The sequence below is a fragment of the Drancourtella sp. An12 genome, from assembly GCF_002160935.1.
Taxonomy (GTDB): Bacteria; Bacillota; Clostridia; order Lachnospirales; family Lachnospiraceae; genus Sellimonas; species Sellimonas catena.
This window is the reverse complement of sequence record NZ_NFLO01000021.1, coordinates 1-18,342: the sequence shown is the minus strand read 5'-3', so window position 1 is coordinate 18,342 and position 18,342 is coordinate 1. Positions and strand designations below refer to the sequence as shown.

17 protein-coding genes are annotated in these 18,342 nt (G+C 46.4%); 16 read left to right on the top strand and 1 reads right to left on the bottom strand.

Annotated elements, in window-relative coordinates; genetic code table 11:
• The first annotated feature begins 14 nt into the window (after positions 1–14).
• The 5 genes from recA to B5E64_RS14710 all read left to right on the top strand — a co-directional run bounded on the left by recA (position 15) and on the right by B5E64_RS14710 (position 4,680).
• The gene (gene recA / locus B5E64_RS14730; protein ID WP_087169210.1) at positions 15–1,076 is read left to right on the top strand and encodes a recombinase RecA; all 1,062 of its coding nucleotides are present in this window, start codon (positions 15–17) and stop codon (positions 1,074–1,076) included.
• Between the two features lie 3 nt (positions 1,077–1,079).
• The gene (locus tag B5E64_RS14725) at positions 1,080–1,694 is read left to right on the top strand and encodes a regulatory protein RecX (protein ID WP_087169209.1); all 615 of its coding nucleotides are present in this window, start codon (positions 1,080–1,082) and stop codon (positions 1,692–1,694) included.
• Between the two features lie 151 nt (positions 1,695–1,845).
• Positions 1,846–3,399: a ribonuclease Y gene (gene rny, locus B5E64_RS14720; protein WP_087169208.1), complete on the top strand. Its 1,554-nt coding sequence runs from the start codon at positions 1,846–1,848 to the stop codon at positions 3,397–3,399.
• Between the two features lie 87 nt (positions 3,400–3,486).
• Positions 3,487–4,026, top strand: coding sequence for an NUDIX hydrolase (locus B5E64_RS14715; protein WP_087169207.1), 540 nt, complete (start codon positions 3,487–3,489; stop codon positions 4,024–4,026).
• Between the two features lie 114 nt (positions 4,027–4,140).
• Complete coding sequence (locus B5E64_RS14710; RefSeq protein ID WP_087169206.1) at positions 4,141–4,680, top strand: hypothetical protein; 540 nt, start codon at positions 4,141–4,143, stop codon at positions 4,678–4,680.
• Positions 4,681–4,774: 94 nt separating this feature from the next.
• Here B5E64_RS14710 and B5E64_RS14705 read toward each other — a convergent pair whose 3' ends face one another.
• On the bottom strand, positions 4,775–6,109 hold the full coding sequence (locus tag B5E64_RS14705; RefSeq protein ID WP_087169205.1) for a polysaccharide biosynthesis protein: 1,335 nt from the start codon (positions 6,107–6,109) through the stop codon (positions 4,775–4,777).
• Between the two features lie 123 nt (positions 6,110–6,232).
• Here B5E64_RS14705 and B5E64_RS14700 point away from each other — a divergent pair, with 123 nt between their 5' ends.
• The 11 genes from B5E64_RS14700 to B5E64_RS14650 all read left to right on the top strand — a co-directional run bounded on the left by B5E64_RS14700 (position 6,233) and on the right by B5E64_RS14650 (position 17,962).
• Complete coding sequence (locus B5E64_RS14700) at positions 6,233–6,736, top strand: Rrf2 family transcriptional regulator (protein ID WP_087169204.1); 504 nt, start codon at positions 6,233–6,235, stop codon at positions 6,734–6,736.
• A complete protein-coding gene (gene nifS, locus B5E64_RS14695; protein WP_087169203.1) occupies positions 6,729–7,913 on the top strand; it encodes a cysteine desulfurase NifS in 1,185 nt (394 codons plus the stop codon). Before B5E64_RS14700 ends, nifS begins: the two co-directional genes overlap by 8 nt.
• Positions 7,914–7,944: 31 nt before the next feature.
• Complete coding sequence (gene nifU / locus B5E64_RS14690) at positions 7,945–8,388, top strand: Fe-S cluster assembly scaffold protein NifU (protein WP_087169202.1); 444 nt, start codon at positions 7,945–7,947, stop codon at positions 8,386–8,388.
• A gap of 21 nt (positions 8,389–8,409) precedes the next feature.
• On the top strand, positions 8,410–9,462 hold the full coding sequence (gene mnmA, locus B5E64_RS14685; RefSeq protein ID WP_087169201.1) for a tRNA 2-thiouridine(34) synthase MnmA: 1,053 nt from the start codon (positions 8,410–8,412) through the stop codon (positions 9,460–9,462).
• Between the two features lie 17 nt (positions 9,463–9,479).
• Positions 9,480–10,286, top strand: coding sequence for a histidinol-phosphatase HisJ family protein (locus B5E64_RS14680; protein WP_087169200.1), 807 nt, complete (start codon positions 9,480–9,482; stop codon positions 10,284–10,286).
• A 208-nt stretch (positions 10,287–10,494) separates the two neighbouring features.
• Complete coding sequence (gene gap, locus B5E64_RS14675; RefSeq protein WP_087169199.1) at positions 10,495–11,508, top strand: type I glyceraldehyde-3-phosphate dehydrogenase; 1,014 nt, start codon at positions 10,495–10,497, stop codon at positions 11,506–11,508.
• Between the two features lie 120 nt (positions 11,509–11,628).
• Complete coding sequence (locus tag B5E64_RS18525; protein ID WP_087169198.1) at positions 11,629–12,822, top strand: phosphoglycerate kinase; 1,194 nt, start codon at positions 11,629–11,631, stop codon at positions 12,820–12,822.
• 24 nt (positions 12,823–12,846) lie between these two features.
• Positions 12,847–13,596: a triose-phosphate isomerase gene (gene tpiA, locus B5E64_RS18520; protein WP_087169197.1), complete on the top strand. Its 750-nt coding sequence runs from the start codon at positions 12,847–12,849 to the stop codon at positions 13,594–13,596.
• A gap of 158 nt (positions 13,597–13,754) precedes the next feature.
• The gene (locus B5E64_RS14660) at positions 13,755–14,792 is read left to right on the top strand and encodes a LacI family DNA-binding transcriptional regulator (protein ID WP_087169196.1); all 1,038 of its coding nucleotides are present in this window, start codon (positions 13,755–13,757) and stop codon (positions 14,790–14,792) included.
• A 99-nt stretch (positions 14,793–14,891) separates the two neighbouring features.
• Positions 14,892–16,433, top strand: coding sequence for a 2,3-bisphosphoglycerate-independent phosphoglycerate mutase (gene gpmI, locus B5E64_RS14655; RefSeq protein WP_087169195.1), 1,542 nt, complete (start codon positions 14,892–14,894; stop codon positions 16,431–16,433).
• Between the two features lie 239 nt (positions 16,434–16,672).
• A complete protein-coding gene (locus tag B5E64_RS14650; RefSeq protein ID WP_087169194.1) occupies positions 16,673–17,962 on the top strand; it encodes an aminotransferase in 1,290 nt (429 codons plus the stop codon).
• Positions 17,963–18,342 lie beyond the last annotated feature (380 nt).

The following is an 18,342-nucleotide window of genomic DNA, read 5'->3' as shown; positions in this document are numbered from 1 at the left end:
AAGGAGATCAGAGTATGACAAATAATGAAGATAAAAAGAAGGCCCTTGAGGCCGCGATAGCCAAACTGGAAAAGGATTTTGGAAAAGGAACGGTGATGCGTCTCGGAGATCCGAAGGCACAGGTGGCAGTTGAGACCGTTCCGACAGGAGCGCTGAGTCTGGATATCGCCCTTGGACTCGGCGGCGTTCCAAAGGGGCGTATTGTAGAGATTTACGGACCGGAGTCAAGCGGTAAGACGACAGTTGCCCTTCACATGATTGCAGAGGTGCAGAAAAGAGGGGGAATTGCAGGATTTATCGATGCGGAGCATGCGCTGGATCCGGTTTATGCGGGGAATATCGGCGTGGATATCAATGAGCTTTACATTTCCCAGCCGGACAGCGGAGACCAGGCCCTTGAGATTACGGAGACGATGGTCAGATCCGGAGCAATGGATATTGTTGTCATTGACTCGGTAGCGGCTCTTGTTCCAAAGCAGGAGATCGAGGGAGATATGGGAGACAGCCATGTCGGACTTCAGGCACGACTGATGTCCCAGGCGCTCAGAAAGCTTACTCCTGTCATCAGCAAGTCAAACTGCGTTGTGATTTTCATCAATCAGCTCCGCGAGAAGGTCGGTGTCATGTTCGGCAACCCGGAGACGACTACAGGAGGACGTGCACTGAAATTCTATTCCTCGATCCGTCTCGACATCAGACGAACAGAGACCCTCAAGCAGGGCGGAGAGATGGTCGGAAACCATGTCAGAGTCAAAGTTGTAAAGAATAAGATTGCGCCTCCGTTTAAAGAGGCGGAGTTCGATATCATGTTCGGAAAAGGCATTTCCAGAGAGGGAGATGTGCTGGATCTGGCAGCAGGCCTGGATATCGTCAATAAGAGCGGAGCATGGTATGCATATGAGGGAAACAAGATCGGTCAGGGCCGTGAGAATGCGAAAGGCTATTTAAGAGAGCATCCGGAAGTGATGGATGAGATTGAAGCGAAAGTACGCGCTCATTATGGACTGGACGGCAGTGCAGGACAGGGGCAGGAAGCTGCGGATAACGGCAGCAAAGAGGCCGAAAGCGAAGAATAAGCGATGAGACAGGTTGGGATTGAGCCGGTTACAAAGACAAAATTTCGGATTTATCTGGACGGACAGTTCGCTTTTGTATTATACAAAAGCGAACTGTCCTCCTGCCATCTGAAAGACGGGGAAGCTGTGACAGAGGATCAGATAGAAACGATATTATCGGAGATTGTACTGAAGAGGGCAAAGCGTAAGGCAATGTCTCTTCTTCAAAGTATGGACAGGACCGAGAGCGAACTGCGGGACCGTCTTCTGCGCCAGGATTTTCCGGAGGAAACAGTGGATCAGGCTGTCCGCTATGTAAAGTCATTCGGCTATGTGGATGACAGAAGATATGCGGAGAGTTTTATTCTTTCCAGAAAAGGACGCAAAAGTAGACGGGAAATCTATGCAGAGCTTTCCGGAAAGAAAATAGATGGAGAGATTGTAGACGAAATGATGGAGAGGTGCTATGAGGAGAGCGATTCCGGCGAGGCGCTCCGCCACCTTCTGAGAAAAAAACATTATGACCCTTCCCGCGCTTCTGTGGAGGAAAAACAGAAACTGTATGCTTATCTTGCAAGAAAAGGATTTTCCTACGGAGAGATTAAAAAAGCGCTGAATCTGGAATTTCCGGAAGATTAGCCGGGAATGCCGGAAAAGCCGAAAGATCTTCCGGTGTGGAATTCCGCGATTTCAACGAAAGGAAAGAGTCTGTGCTTGACATATTTGTTAAAACAGTATAAAATTTAAGTGTTGTAATTGTACAATGAAAATTAAATAAGGAGGTGCTCCTGTGCAAATTTTCTATATTATCGTTGCAGTAGTGATTACGCTTGTCGTAACAGCAGCAGTTACTTACAATGTGACGGTTTCGAACTTGAAAAAAAATGCGGAATCCAAAATTGGAAATGCAGAGAGTAAAGCCAGAGAAATCATAGATGATGCACTGAAAAAAGCTGAGACGACGAAAAAGGAAGCCCTTCTGGAAGTGAAAGAGGAATCGATCAAGACCAAAAACGAACTGGAAAAAGAGACAAAGGAACGCAGGGCAGAGCTTCAGCGTTATGAAAAACGCGTCCTTGCAAAGGAAGAAGCGGTAGACAAGCGTTCTGACGCGGTCGAACATCGGGAAATGAATCTTGCAGCGAAGGAAGAGCAGATCAAAGAGCGTGAAGCGAAAGCGGACGAGTTAAACAGACAAAGAGTACAGGAACTGGAAAGAATCTCAGGACTAACCTCCGAACAGGCAAAAGAATATCTGTTAAAAACTGTTGAAGACGATGTGAAGCATGATTCAGCCAGAATGATCAAAGAGCTGGAAAATCAGGCCAAGGAAGAAGCAGGAAAGAAAGCGAAAGAGTACGTAGTCAATGCGATTCAGCGGTGCGCTGCGGATCACGTGGCAGAGACGACGATTTCGGTAGTCCAGCTTCCGAGTGATGAAATGAAGGGACGTATCATTGGACGAGAGGGAAGAAATATTCGTACACTTGAGACACTGACTGGTGTCGAACTGATTATCGATGATACACCGGAAGCAGTCGTACTTTCCGGCTTCGATCCGATCCGGCGTGAAGTCGCAAGGATTGCACTGGAAAAGCTGATTGTAGACGGACGGATTCATCCGGCCAGAATTGAAGAGATGGTTGAAAAGGCACAGAAAGAAGTGGAGTCCATGATCCGGGAAGAAGGAGAAGCTGCTGCGCTGGAAGTCGGCGTACACGGTATCCATCCGGAACTGATCCGTCTGCTTGGACGTATGAAATTCCGTACAAGCTATGGACAGAATGCGCTGAAACACTCTATCGAAGTGGCACAGCTTGCAGGACTTCTTGCAGGAGAAATCGGACTGGATGTCCGTGTGGCAAAGAGAGCCGGACTTCTGCATGACATTGGAAAGTCTATCGATCACGATGTGGAAGGATCACATATTCAGATCGGTGTGGATCTGTGCAGAAAATATAAAGAATCAGCAGTTGTTATCAATGCGGTAGAGGCACATCACGGAGATGTGGAACCGCAGTCACTGGTTGCATGTGTTGTACAGGCGGCTGACACGATTTCAGCAGCCCGTCCGGGTGCAAGACGTGAAACATTGGAAACATATACAAACAGGTTAAAACAGTTGGAAGATATCGCAAACCAGTTTAAAGGTGTCGATAAATCTTTTGCTATTCAGGCGGGAAGAGAGATTCGCGTTATGGTAGTTCCAGAACAAATATCAGACGATGATATGGTATTACTGGCGAGAGAGATTTCAAAACAGATTGAGTTCGAACTGGAATATCCGGGCCAGATTAAGGTAAATGTAATCCGGGAGTCAAGAGTCACGGATTATGCAAAATAGATATTAGAGTCGATAATGTAAACGTAAGAATCCCTGATTTACTGAAAAGTAGGTCAGGGATTCTTTTATCATGAGGAGGCGGTAATGATGAGTGAGAATATCAGACGTGTGGGAAGAGAACTGAAATATAAAGGAGCAATTCTGGATGTATATACCGATCATATGGAATTTGCAAATGGAAATACGGCAGAGTGGGATTTCATCAAGCACAAAGGGGCTGCCGCAGTTGTTCCGGTTACAGAGGACGGGAAACTGGTCATGGTGCGGCAGTACCGGAATGCACTGGACCGCTATACGCTGGAAATTCCGGCGGGGGCACTGGACTATGCGGAAGAGCCGGGAATTGTCTGCGCGGGAAGAGAACTGGAGGAAGAGACCGGATATCGGTGCGACAGCCTGGAGTGGCTGATCAATATCCGCACAACGGTCGCATTCTGCAACGAGAAGATCGAGGTATTTGTCGCCCGGCATCTGATTCCGTCCCACCAGCACCTTGATGAAGACGAATATATTGAACTGGAAACATATACAGTGGAAGAACTGAAAGAAAAGATTTTTAGAGGCGAGATCGAGGACTCCAAGACAATTGCGTCGATTCTGGCCTACGATGCCAAATACTGCCGTTAAAATTCTTCGTGCAAAATCTGACTTCTGACAGGAACCGGATTCGAACGAATTTGTGAATACAGAAAGGGACAGCCGAATATGTATTAGTATCTGTTTGATGAGGAGGCTTGTCTTGTGAGAATAGAAAGAGCAAAGCAGTATTTTGCAGCAGCATTTATGGCAGGGTTTATCGGAGGAATCTTATTTGCCAATCTGACAGTGAAAGATTACGTGACCACATCAGGTATCTTCAACCCGTATTTTCTAAAACAGTATGCGCAATCGGAAATTGAAGCAGGAGAATATATCCTGTACTTGTGTGGTATCCGCCTTATCCCGCTGCTTCTGATCGTGTTTTTGGGACAGACCAGGGTCAGAAGGATTGTCACCGTTGCAGTATTTGTCTGGGCCGGTTTTTCGACCGGAACAATTGTGTGTGCGGGGATTCTGAATATGGGAATTCAGGGTATTGTGTTCTGGGTGATTGCGATGGTGCCGCAGTTCCTTTTTTACGCACTGGCCTATCTGATTGTTCTGTGGCATTTTTTCATTTTTCCGCAGGCCAGATGGAATATGGGAAAGACCTTCGCAGTACTTGTTTTTATGACGGCAGGACTGATTACGGAAGCGTATGTCAATCCGATTTTGATGCAGATGTTTCTGGATACATTGTAAAAAGACAGAAGAAAAATAAAGAAGACAGCTTAAGTTCCCGGGAAAAGGAATTTAAGCTGTCTTTTTGATGTACAAAATTATTTTACCTGCCGGTTCATGTGCGCTGTACGGTACGGAAGAGTACCCGGACAGATGCCAGGAATACGAAAATCTGGCTTGAGAGGAGACCGGTCAGATATCCGCTGATTCCGGTCTGTGGGATCAGAAAGAAGACACCGGCAATCCGGATGCACAGGCCGGTAAAATTAATCAGAAAGGCCAGACCGGTATGTCCCAGCCCGTTCAGCATACTGATGTAGGTCGAATTTGTATAGAGAAACGGGCAGATAAAAGCCAGCACCCGTATGTAGGAGGCGGCCTTCGGACTTTGAAAGACAAAGGAGCCGAGAAAGTCCGCGGTCAGAAGAAAGCCGCAGGTACAGAAAAAGCCAAGCAGAAGGCAGGAGATACTTACCTTCCGGATCAGCTGCCTCAGAGTCCGGTTCTGGCTTGCCGCCTGAATCTCGGCCACAGTGGGGAGCATCATCATGGAGATGGAATTGGTGATGGCAGACGGAAATAAAATACAGGGCATGGCGATCCCGTTCAGGATTCCGTAATGGCTCAGGGCGGCGGAGCGGGAGAAGCCGTAAAGCATGAGGCACTTTGGAATGGAAACGACCTCGATGCTCTGCAGAATATTCAAAGAAATCCGGTTGGCCGTGATAGGTACGGCATGTTTTAAAATATCGCCAAGACACCCGGCATAGCAGGAAAAGCTGCATTTCTGTGCTGCCTTTTTTGTATAAAGAATCCGCCGGACGGCAAAAATGCTGTAGAAGGCACCTGCAATTTCTCCAATGACCAGTCCGCAGACGGCAAGGATGATTCCGGCCTGCCCGGATTCCTGTATGGCGGCGGTATAGAGGAGGTAGACGCCGAGGACACGGGTGCATTGTTCAGCGAGCTGTGAAATGCCGGGAATCCGTGTCTGCTTGAGCCCGAGGGAGTATCCGCAGATGCAGGAATGGACACTGGCAAAAGGGAGCGCGTAGGACATGACTTTTAAAAGCGGTTCACAGCGTACATCGCCTAAAGCCGAAACTGCAATATCATGCGCGAAAATCTGGATGAGCGCAGTACAGATCAAAGACATGCCGGCAGACAGAAGAAGAGCCATCTGGAAGGATACCTTTGCAAGTTCCGGTCTGCCAAGAGAAGTGTAACGGGCGGTCAGACGGGAGAGGGAGGTTTCGATTCCGGCGGCCGACAAAGAGATACAAAGTGCAAAGACAGGAAAAATCAGATGATAGATACCGATTCCTTCTGTACCAAACGCACGGCTTAAAAAAATACGGAAGAAAAATCCGATCACACGCGTGACCAGACCGACAAAAGTCAGCACAAAGGCTCCTTTTAAAAAGATTTTTTTTCGGGTGGAAAGATGCATAAGATACCTGACTTTGTTTTTACTAGTATGATATTCCGGAATATGGGTTGACAGAACCAGATCCGGATGCTATCCTACAAAAGGAAACCCTAGTAAAAAAGTAGGATTAAAAGAGGTGACAGTGTGAAATTATCAACTAAGGGAAGATATGGGCTGCGGGCGATGATCGATCTTGCAGAATTTTCAGAGGCGGAGCCTGTCTCGATCGCCAGTATTTCACAGCGTCAGGGAATTTCAGAACGATATCTGGAACAGTTGATGGCAAAGCTGAAAAAAGCGGGGCTTGTGGAGAGCATCCGGGGCGCCGGAGGAGGATATATCATCCATGGAGATGCCGGAAAGATCTCGGTTGGAGACATTCTGCGGGCGCTGGAGGGAAGCCTTGAGGCAGTGACCTGCGCCGCTTTTCATGCGGACGAGTCCTGCCAGGCTCAGGATATCTGTGCCACAAAATATGTCTGGCAGAAGATCAACGAAAGCATCCGCACGACAGTAGACGGCATTTATCTGGATCAGCTTGTAGAAGAAAGCAGAAAAAATAAAGCCCGTTGCCGGAAGGAGATTCAGCCGGAGGCACTGTGCGGAAGTTCCAGAAAAGAGAAGAGAAAGGAAGAAGACAATGAGTAAATTGATCTATTTAGATAATGCGGCGACGACAAAGACGGCGCCGGAAGTTGTGGAAGCAATGCTCCCGTATTTTTCAGAATATTACGGAAACCCGTCCAGCGTATACAGTTTTGCGGCAAAGAGTAAAGAGGCAGTGACAAAGCAGAGAGAGATCATTGCGGATGCCATTGGAGCCAAGGCAAATGAGATCTACTTTACAGCCGGCGGAACAGAGAGCGACAACTGGGCAATCAAGGCTGCGGCAGAGGCATATGAGTCAAAAGGAAAGCATATTATCACATCCAAAATTGAGCATCATGCAGTGCTTCATACATGTGAATATCTGGAAAAGCATGGATTTGAAGTGACATACCTGAACGTGGATGAAAACGGAGTGGTAGATCTGGAAGAGCTGCAAAAAGCCATCCGTCCGGATACGATTCTGATCTCCATCATGTTTGCGAACAATGAGATCGGAACGATCGAACCGGTCAGAGAGATCGGAGCGATTGCAAAGGAACACGGAATTTTATTCCATACCGATGCAGTGCAGGCGTTTGGACAGATTCCGATACAGGTAGACGACCTGAATATCGACATGTTAAGCGCAAGCGGACACAAGCTCAATGGACCGAAAGGGATCGGATTTTTATATATCCGTAAAGGACTCCGTCTGAAAAACTTCATCCATGGCGGAGCACAGGAGAGAAAACGCCGTGCCGGAACCGAAAATGTTCCCGGGATTGTCGGACTTGGAACTGCAGTGGAGCGGGCTGTCCGTACGATGGAAGAGAGAACATCCAAAGAGAAAGAAGTCCGGGATTATCTGATTGACCGTGTACTCAAAGAAATTCCGTATACGAAGTTAAACGGACATCCGGCAGACCGGCTTCCAAACAATGCAAACTTCAGCTTCCGCTTTATCGAAGGCGAGTCCATGCTGTTAAGCCTTGATATGGCAGGTATCTGCGGCTCCAGCGGTTCTGCGTGCACATCCGGCTCTCTGGACCCGTCCCATGTGCTGCTCGCCATTGGACTTCCGCACGAGATTGCGCACGGTTCACTGAGACTGACATTAAACGAGGAAATTACAAAAGAAGACATAGACTACGTGGTGGAGAATCTGAAACAGATCATTGAAAATCTCAGAAACATGTCTCCGCTTTACGAAGATTTTATAAAGAAACAGGCAAAATAAAAAAGAACGGATTGAACTTAGGAGGAAACATATGTATTCAGAAAAAGTAATGGATCATTTTCAGCATCCAAGAAACATGGGAGAAATTGAAGGGGCAAGCGGCGTCGGAACAGTCGGAAACGCAAAATGCGGGGATATCATGAGAATCTATCTGGACATCGATGAAAACCAGATCATCCGGGACGTGAAATTTAAGACTTTTGGATGCGGCGCGGCTGTCGCGACAAGCAGCATGGCAACGGAACTTGTAAAAGGGAAAAACATTCAGGAAGCAATGCAGGTGACAAACAAAGCCGTGATGGAGGCTCTGGACGGACTGCCGCCGGTTAAAGTGCACTGCTCCCTTCTGGCGGAGGAAGCGATCCACGCAGCACTGTGGGATTACGCACAGAAAAACGGTATTGAGATCGAAGGTCTCGAAAAGCCAAAGTCCGATATTCATGAAGGTGAAGAAGAGGAAGAAGAGGAATATTAAAACAGATTTGAGGAAGAAAGCATGAAAAAAGAAAAAATCGTCATCGGCATGTCCGGGGGAGTCGATTCTTCCGCAGCGGCATATCTGCTGAAAGAGGAAGGATACGATGTAACCGGCGTGACAATGATCACGTGCGATGAAGCGCAGTGCGGACAGGATCCGTCCAAAGATGCCAAAAAGGTAGCAGACGAGATCGGGATTCCGCATTACACGGTGGACTTCAGGAATCAGTTCAAGTCCAATGTCATGGACTATTTCTGTAGAGAATATCTGGAAGGCCGGACGCCGAATCCGTGTGTTGTCTGCAACCGGTTTGTGAAGTGGGAGGCCCTTCTCGGATGGGCGAAAGAAATCGGGGCAGACCTGATTGCCACCGGGCATTATGCGAATATTGTGAAGCTTCCAAACGGACGTTACGCAGTGGCAAATGCGGACGTTTCCAGAAAAGACCAGACGTATGCGCTTTACAACCTGACACAGGAGCAGCTGGCACACACCCGGATGCCGGTCGGAAAGTATGAAAAGGATACGATCCGTGAAATTGCGGCAAAAGCAGGAATTTCCGTGGCACAGAAAGCGGACAGCCAGGATATCTGCTTCATTCCGGATGGAGACTATGCATCCTTTATCAAAAGCCATACCGGGCAGGAACCAAAAGAGGGAAATTTTGTCGATGTAAACGGCAACATTCTCGGGAAGCACAAAGGAATTATCCATTACACGGTAGGACAGAGAAAAGGACTTGGAGTGGCCCTTGGTTATCCGGTTTTTGTCCTTGCGATCCGTCCGGAGACAAACGAAGTGGTACTTGGAAATGATGAAGAGTCACTGAAACGGGAAGTGAAGGCACGCCTGCTCAATCCAATGGGAGCGGCAGACTTTAAGGAACTGGAAGGAAAGAGGATCTTCGCCAAAATCCGTTACAACCACCGGGGTGGCTGGTGTACGCTCCAGAAGACAGGGGATGACGAAATCACCTGTACATTTGAAGAACCTCAGCGGGCGGTGACACCGGGACAGGCACTGGTTCTCTACAGTGACGGCTATATTCTTGGCGGAGGACGTATCATCTGATACGGGAAGGAGAAAGTATGATCACAGCAGATTATCACATGCACACGAATTTTTCATCGGATTCGGACGCATCTCCGGAATCGATGGCGCTTGGCGCAGTCAGAAAAGGATTAAAACAGATCTGTATTACAGACCATCAGGACTGGGATTATCCGGAAGACGACCAGCAGTTCCGGATTGACATGGACCGCTATATACCGGCAATCCAGGAGTTAAAAGAGAAATTCAAAGATCAGATTTCCGTCGGACTTGGGGTGGAAATCGGATTTCAGCAGCATCTGGGAGAATACTATCGGAATTTTACAGCCTCCTATCCCTTTGACTTTGTGATCGGAAGCACACATGTTGTGGAGGGGAGAGATCCGTATAACCGGGTACTGTTCGCAACCCGTTCAGACGCGGAAGTATATGAAAAATCATTTGTAGAGACATGGGAAAACATCCGGATCATACAGGATTTCGATGTGCTCGGCCATATGGACTATATCGTGCGGTACGGCAGAAACCAGGCAAGAGATTACAACTGGAAAAACTATTCAGACCTGATTGATGAAATCCTGCGATGGCTGATTGAACACGGAAAGGGAATCGAGATGAACATGGCAGGCTTTAAGTACAAACTTGGATTCTGTCATCCGTACCCGGAGATTATCAGGCGTTACAGAGAGCTTGGCGGAGAGATCATCACAGTGGGATCTGATGCCCATCAGCCGGATCACATCGCATACCAGTACGAGGATGCCGGAAGGATTCTGGAGGAATGCGGATTCCGGTATTATACAATATTTATAGACAGAAAGCCGAAATTTTTGAAAATCATTTAAAATGTCTATCGAATATAAACAAAATTCTTGCAGGGCAGGAATCGATATAAGAGAAATGGCAAAAACTTGGATAAAAATATGTAAAGATACTTGAATTCCTGTCTTTTTTTTAGTACAATCAGTATGGTTGATGAATCTTTAACAAGGAAGAATCACCATCTGCATCATGCAGAACAGAAACTAAATTAAACTTTAGGAGGAATTAATCATGGCAGTAAAAGTAGCGATTAATGGTTTTGGACGTATCGGACGTCTTGCATTCAGACAAATGTTCGGAGCAGAAGGATATGAGATTGTTGCAATCAACGACCTCACATCTCCGAAAATGCTTGCTCACTTATTAAAATATGACTCAACACAGGGAAAATACGCATTAGCAGATAAGGTTACAGCAGGCGAAGATTCCATCACAGTTGACGGACAGGAAATCAAAATCTATGCAAAAGCTAACGCTGAAGAACTTCCATGGGGAGAGATCGGAGTAGATGTAGTTCTTGAATGTACAGGTTTCTATACATCCAAAGAAAAAGCTTCCGCTCACATCAAGGCAGGTGCTAAGAAAGTTGTTATTTCCGCACCGGCAGGAAATGATCTTCCTACCATCGTTTACAATGTAAACCACGACAAACTTACAAAGGATGACAACATCATCTCCGCAGCATCCTGTACAACAAACTGCTTGGCTCCTATGGCTAAAGCACTGAACGATCTTGCACCGATCAAATCCGGTATCATGTGCACAATCCACGCTTACACAGGCGACCAGATGACACTTGACGGACCGCAGAGAAAAGGTGACTTAAGAAGATCCCGTGCAGCAGCATGCAACATCGTACCAAACTCTACAGGAGCAGCAAAAGCCATTGGATTAGTTATTCCTGAATTGAACGGTAAATTAATCGGATCCGCTCAGCGTGTACCAACACCTACAGGATCTACAACAATCTTAACAGCTGTTGTTGAAGGAAATGTTACAAAAGAACAGATCAACGAAGCTATGAAAGCAGCATCCAACGAATCTTACGGATACAACGAAGACGAAATCGTATCCAGCGATATCGTAGGAATGACATATGGTTCCTTATTCGATGCTACTCAGACAATGGTATTACCATTAGATAACGGAACAACAGAAGTTCAGGTTGTTTCCTGGTATGACAACGAAAATTCTTACACAAGCCAGATGGTAAGAACAATCAAACATTTCGGAACATTATTATAATTTCTGATATTCCGAATCATAAGCGGGGCAGGCTATCCTGCCGGAATAAGACTCAACGCAGGGTCCGGTCTTTTATGGGACCGGACCCTTTTTGTCAGAATAATAAGGAGGCAAAAAACAATGCTTAACAAAAAATCCGTAGATGATATCAATGTAAAAGGGAAAAGAGTCCTTGTAAGATGCGATTTCAACGTACCGTTGATCGACGGCAAAATCACAGATGAAAACCGTCTTGTTGCAGCACTTCCGACCATTAAAAAGCTCATCGCCGACGGCGGAAAAGTGATTCTCTGCTCCCACCTTGGAAAACCGAAAGGAGAACCGAAACCGGAATTATCTCTGGCACCGGTTGCTGTAAGACTTTCTGAATTACTTGGACAGGAAGTGAAATTTGCAGCAGATCCGGAAGTAGTAGGACCAAACGCAAAGGCTGCAGTAGAAGCAATGAATGACGGAGATGTTATTCTTCTTGAAAATACACGTTACCGCGCAGAAGAGACAAAGAATGAAGATAAATTCAGCCAGGAGCTTGCTTCTCTCTGCGATGTATTCGTAAACGATGCGTTTGGTACAGCTCACAGAGCGCACTGCTCCAATGTAGGTGTGACAAAATATGTAGATACAGCTGTTGTCGGATATCTGATGCAGAAAGAGATCGATTTCCTCGGAAACGCAGTAGAACATCCGGAAAGACCGTTCGTTGCAATCCTTGGCGGAGCAAAAGTTTCCAGCAAGATTTCTGTAATCGAAAGACTGCTTGACAAAGTGGATACTCTGATCATCGGAGGCGGAATGGCCTATACATTTGCAAAAGCACAGGGCGGAAAGATCGGTATCTCCCTTTGCGAGGATGATTATCTGGAGTATGCATTAAACATGATTAAAAAAGCGGAGGAAAAAGGCGTGAAACTTCTTCTTCCGGTTGACAATATTATCGGCGACCAGTTCTCAAATGATGCAAACACCCAGATTGTAAAGACTGGAGAAATTCCGGACGGATGGGAAGGAATGGACATCGGACCTGAGACTGAGAAAATTTTTGCCGAGGCTGTAAAAGATGCGAAGACAGTTGTATGGAACGGACCGATGGGATGTTTTGAAATGCCGAAATTTGCTCATGGAACAAAGGCAGTGGCAGAAGCACTTGCAAACACAGAAGCTGTAACAATCATCGGAGGAGGAGACTCTGCAGCAGCTGTCAACCAGCTTGGATACGGAGATAAGATGACACATATCTCTACAGGCGGCGGTGCATCTCTGGAATTCCTTGAAGGAAAAGAATTACCGGGTGTAGCAGCAGCGAATGATAAGTAGAACACAGAAAAGAGGGTAAACAAAATGGCAAGAAAGAAAATTATCGCCGGAAACTGGAAAATGAACATGACTCCGTCCCAGGCAGTTGCTCTGGTAAACGAGTTAAAGCCTCTCGTAGCAACAGAGGAAGCAGATGTAGTATTCTGTGTACCGGCAATTGATATTATTCCGGCTATGGAAGCAGCAAAAGGCAGCAATATCGTAATTGGTGCCGAGAACATGTACTTTGAAGAAAAGGGTGCATATACAGGAGAAATCGCTCCGGAAATGCTGACAGATGCAGGAGTGAAATATGTCATCATCGGACATTCCGAAAGAAGAGAGTATTTTGGAGAGTCAGACGAAGATGTTAATAAGAAAGTACTGAAAGCATTTGAACACGGCATCACACCGATCATCTGCTGCGGAGAAACTCTTGCACAGAGAGAACAGGGCGTGACAATGGATTTCGTTCGTATGCAGATCAAGATTGCTTTCCAGAACGTGACAGCAGATCAGGCAAAGACAGCAGTGATCGCTTATGAACCGATCTGGGCAATCGGAACAGGAAAAACAGCAACAACAGAGCAGGCACAGGAAGTATGCGCAGGCATCCGTGCATGCATTGCAGAAATCTATGATGAAGCAACTGCGGAAGCAATCCGGATCCAGTACGGCGGCTCTGTAAATCCGGCAACAGCTCCGGAATTATTCGCACAGCCGGATATCGACGGAGGACTTGTTGGAGGAGCTTCTCTCAAAGCTGATTTTGGTAAAATCGTAAACTGGAAATAAGGAAGAGAAACCCTGCGGATTCAAATGTCCGCAGGGTTTTGCTGTTACCCGGCACTTTCCCTGAAAATATTGCAAAATGCAGCTGAAAATAGTACAATAGAAAAAGTCAGAAGAAGATCTGAGAAGCGTGAAACACAAATGCGGGAAGGGAAAGTAGAATGGTTACGATTAAAGATATCGCACAGGCAGCGAATGTCAGCGCCATGACAGTGTCCAATGTTATACACGGAAGAACCAAAAAGGTCTCCAAAGAGACGAAAGAGCGGATCGAACGGATTATGGAAGAGATGCAGTACGTCCCGAATATGGGAGCGCGCATGCTTGTCCAGAATCAGTCCAGAATTATCGGAGTGATTTCCAACGTTCCGGCAGGTTCCGAACGTGAGACACTGTATCATCCTCTTGCCGCTGAAATGATTGTAGAGATTGAAAAGGAAGTGCGGTCGCGTGGATACTATATGATGCTGTACGCCGCATCTACCGAGAGAGAAATCCGGGATCTGATACATACGTGGAATGTAGACGGTCTGCTGACGATCGGTATTCCGACAGAAATCTGCAGAGAACTTGGAAAGGACATGAAAATGCCGGCAGTTTTTACCGACTGCTATTTCCGGGAGGATGAAATCTTCAGAAATGTTGGAACCGAGGATGAAGAGGGAGCTTATCAGGCAGCCTCTTATCTGATCGGGAAGGGGCACCGGAGAATTGCCTATGTTGCAGACGGGCCATACGATCCGGACGGAACACCGGGCGATGTGTCTGAAAGACGTCTGGCCGGGTATAAGCGGGCTCTCAAGGAGGCACACCTTCCGTTTGCGCAGGAGCACATTTATATGGGAAGTATCCATGAGGACAGGCAGCTTGCCATGCTGCAGTCTCTGGCGGGGCATATTTTTGATTATACAGCAGTCATTTTCAGCAGAGATTATTATGCTCTGGAAGCCATGGATTATTTCCGGCATCACGGGATCTGGATTCCGAAAGATATTTCGATCATTGGATTTGACGATCTTGGCATGTCAAAATTTGCATATCCAAGACTGACGACAGTCAGACAGGGCGCGGCGGAAAAAGGGCGCAAAGCCGCAGAACTGCTGTTTCAGGCACTGGAAGAAAAGGAAGATAAAAAGGTAGATATCCGGATTCCGGTCCGGCTCATGGAGCGGGAAACGGTCAAAGAAATTTATGTATAAACTGCCCGGAAACGCGGCAGGTTTTCTGGCACTGCTTGAAAGCGGCGGGAAAATCATGTAAAATAGCAGAGTGGAAAAAAGTAAAAAGGAGAGAAAACAATGAGTAAGAAACCAACAGTATTGATGATCTTGGATGGTTATGGGCTGAGCGAGAAGACCAACGGGAATGCGGTTGCAGAGGCCAAAACTCCTGTTATGGATAAATTAATGGCAGAGTGTCCGTTTGTCCGCGGAAATGCAAGCGGCATGGCGGTAGGACTGCCGGACGGACAGATGGGAAATTCAGAGGTCGGACACCTGAACATGGGTGCAGGCCGGATCGTATATCAGGATCTGACAAAGATCACAAAATCCATTCAGGATGGAGATTTCTTTGAAAATGAAGCACTGCTTGCAGCATGTGAAAATGTAAAGAAGAATGACAGTGCACTGCACATGTACGGACTTGTCTCTGACGGAGGTGTACACAGCCACAATACACATATCTACGGACTTCTGGAACTTGCGAAACGTCAGGGAATCTCCAAAGTCTATGTTCACTGCTTCCTGGACGGACGTGACACACCGCCGGAATCCGGAAAAGATTATGTGCAGGAACTTTCTGACAAGATGAAGGAGATCGGCGTCGGTGAGATTGCTTCCGTGATGGGACGCTACTACGCAATGGACAGAGATAACCGCTGGGATCGTGTAGAACTTGCATACAATGCCCTTGTAAAAGGCGAAGGAAATACATGCGAAGATGCTGTAGAAGCAGTACAGAAATCCTACGATGACGGAAAGACGGATGAATTTGTTGTTCCGGCTGTCATTACAAAAGACGGAAAACCGGTCGCAACAATCAAGAACAACGATTCCATCATCTTCTTCAACTTCCGCCCGGACCGTGCAAGAGAGATCACAAGAGTGTTCTGTGCGGATGAATTTGACGGATTTGACAGAGGAGACCGCATCTGCACAACCTATGTATGCTTTACAGAATATGACGTGACAATCCCGAATAAGCTGATCGCGTTCCATAAGACAGAGATCACAAATACGTTCGGAGAATTCCTTGCCGCAAACAATATGACACAGGCAAGAATCGCCGAGACAGAGAAATACGCGCACGTTACATTCTTCTTCAATGGCGGTGTGGAAGAGCCGAATCCGGGAGAAGACCGTATTCTTGTAAAATCACCGAAAGTTGCGACCTATGACCTGAAACCGGAAATGAGTGCGTACGAAGTGTGTGACAAGCTGGTTGAAGCAATCCGCTCACAGAAATACGATGTAATCATTATCAACTTCGCAAACCCGGATATGGTAGGCCACACGGGAGTAGAAGCAGCTGCCATTAAAGCGATCGAAGCGGTCGATGAGTGCGTAGGAAAAGCGGTAGATGCCATTAAAGAAGTGGACGGACAGATGTTTATCTGCGCAGACCACGGAAATGCAGAGCAGCTCATCGATGAGACGACAGGCGAGCCGTTTACGGCCCACACAACCAACCAGGTGCCGTTCATTATCGTCAACGCAGATCCGGCATACGGACTGAGAGAAGGAGGATGTCTGGCAGACATCGCACCGACTCTGATCGAGATGATGGGAATGAAACAGCCGGAAGAGATGACAGGAACATCCCTTCTTGTACGTAAATAGAAATTGAATGTCAAAATGAGCGGGGCGGCTTCGGCTGTTCCGCTTTTTTTCAATCTGTTCACAACCGGATCTTGCAGGATGGGCTGAAAAATGAATAAAATCAACATAAAAAATTCATTTTCAACCTGATTTCCCGTGAAAATTAGAAAAATAAAGAGAAAATTGCAAGAAACAGTTGACGAAAAGTCAAAAGCCCGATACAATAGAAACCAGTGAAAATGAAGAAGGGCGGTAGAACCATGACAGCATATAAAGATCTGAGCAAAAATGAGCTGAAAGCTCTGAAAAAAGAGCTTACGAAAAAATTTGAGGATGTAAAGGCGAAGGGACTGAAACTTGATATGTCCCGTGGAAAGCCTTCTACAGAGCAGCTGAATCTTTCTATGGGAATGATGGATGTTCTGACCAGCAGTTCCGACCTCGTATGCGAAGAGGGCGTTGACTGCAGAAACTACGGAGTATTAGACGGGATTAAAGAGGCAAAGCAGCTTCTGGCAGATATGATGGAAGTTCCGAAGGACAATATCGTTATTTTTGGAAACTCCAGTCTGAATGTAATGTACGATACGGTAGCGCGTTCCATGATTCACGGTGTTATGGGAAGTACGCCATGGTGTAAACTTGACAAGGTGAAATTCTTATGTCCGGTTCCGGGATATGACCGACATTTTGCGATTACAGAGCATTTTGGAATCGAGATGATCAATATCCCAATGACTCCGACCGGACCGGATATGGATATGGTAGAAGAGCTTGTAAGCACAGATCCGGCAGTGAAAGGGATCTGGTGCGTGCCGAAATACTCCAATCCGCAGGGAATTACCTATTCTGATGAGACGGTACACCGTTTTGCGAAGCTGAACCCGGCAGCAGAGGATTTCCGAATCTACTGGGATAATGCTTACGGAATCCACCATCTCTATGAAGATAAACAGGACTACCTGATTGAAATTCTGATGGAATGTAAGAAAGAAGGCCATCCGGATATGGTCTATAAGTTTTCTTCCACATCCAAGATCAGTTTTCCGGGATCCGGTATCGCAGCGATTGCCGCTTCTGATGCCAACTTAAAAGAGATTCGTGAGCAGATGAAGATTCAGACAATCGGACACGACAAGCTGAATCAGCTCCGCCACGCAAGATTCTTTAAGGATATTCACGGCATGGTGAAGCACATGAAGAAACACGCGGACATTATGAGACCGAAATTCGATACAGTTCTTGCCTCTCTGGAAAAGGAGCTGGGCGGACTGGAGATCGGAAGCTGGCTTGCTCCAAGAGGAGGATATTTCATCTCCTTTGACTCCATGGACGGATGCGCGAAGGCGATCGTCGCAAAGGCAAAGGAAGCAGGTCTTGTGATGACAAATGCCGGAGCGACCTATCCGTATGGAAAAGATCCGCACGACAGCAATATCCGAATTGCACCGTCTTATCCGACACTGGATGAGATCAAACTGGCAATGGAAGTATTCACACTGAGCGTCAAACTGGTAAGTGTGGATAAGCTCCTTGCCCAGGCTGAATAAATTAAGCCCCTTCTTAAATATTATTATATATGCCCTATGTGAAATACTGTATGCAGGATACCGGACGTATCTGGCATACAGTATTTTGCGTTAGAAATGAAATAGAAGGATGTCCGAGGAATACCAATTTCTACCCATTTGTTTTAGGATCCTCAAACGCTTGTTGGGATTTTTAGTGGTTTTCCTACCAACAGATAGAAATACTAAAGATTCTGCAACAATGATACTCTTGTTTTTGAGGCTGAAATCACGCCTATAAAATACAAAAATTATAATAATTATGCATCTATATATAAATATATTTATATTTCTTGTAAGAAATAAACAAAAAATATAAATTAATTTTATCAAATTTGCTAAAAAATAATGTGGAATAACGA

Bases quoted from the DNA above. Each gene is read 5' to 3' on its own strand.
- B5E64_RS14725 (WP_087169209.1), top strand. From the start codon at position 1,080: ATGAGACAGGTTGGGATTGAGCCGGTTACAAAGACAAAATTTCGGATT.
- recA (WP_087169210.1), top strand. From the start codon at position 15: ATGACAAATAATGAAGATAAAAAGAAGGCCCTTGAGGCCGCGATAGCC.
- B5E64_RS18525 (WP_087169198.1), top strand. From the start codon at position 11,629: ATGCTTAACAAAAAATCCGTAGATGATATCAATGTAAAAGGGAAAAGA.
- B5E64_RS14650 (WP_087169194.1), top strand. From the start codon at position 16,673: ATGACAGCATATAAAGATCTGAGCAAAAATGAGCTGAAAGCTCTGAAA.
- nifU (WP_087169202.1), top strand. From the start codon at position 7,945: ATGTATTCAGAAAAAGTAATGGATCATTTTCAGCATCCAAGAAACATG.
- mnmA (WP_087169201.1), top strand. From the start codon at position 8,410: ATGAAAAAAGAAAAAATCGTCATCGGCATGTCCGGGGGAGTCGATTCT.
- tpiA (WP_087169197.1), top strand. From the start codon at position 12,847: ATGGCAAGAAAGAAAATTATCGCCGGAAACTGGAAAATGAACATGACT.
- gpmI (WP_087169195.1), top strand. From the start codon at position 14,892: ATGAGTAAGAAACCAACAGTATTGATGATCTTGGATGGTTATGGGCTG.
- B5E64_RS14680 (WP_087169200.1), top strand. From the start codon at position 9,480: ATGATCACAGCAGATTATCACATGCACACGAATTTTTCATCGGATTCG.
- gap (WP_087169199.1), top strand. From the start codon at position 10,495: ATGGCAGTAAAAGTAGCGATTAATGGTTTTGGACGTATCGGACGTCTT.
- B5E64_RS14660 (WP_087169196.1), top strand. From the start codon at position 13,755: ATGGTTACGATTAAAGATATCGCACAGGCAGCGAATGTCAGCGCCATG.
- B5E64_RS14715 (WP_087169207.1), top strand. From the start codon at position 3,487: ATGAGTGAGAATATCAGACGTGTGGGAAGAGAACTGAAATATAAAGGA.
- B5E64_RS14705 (WP_087169205.1), bottom strand. From the start codon at position 6,109: ATGCATCTTTCCACCCGAAAAAAAATCTTTTTAAAAGGAGCCTTTGTG.
- nifS (WP_087169203.1), top strand. From the start codon at position 6,729: ATGAGTAAATTGATCTATTTAGATAATGCGGCGACGACAAAGACGGCG.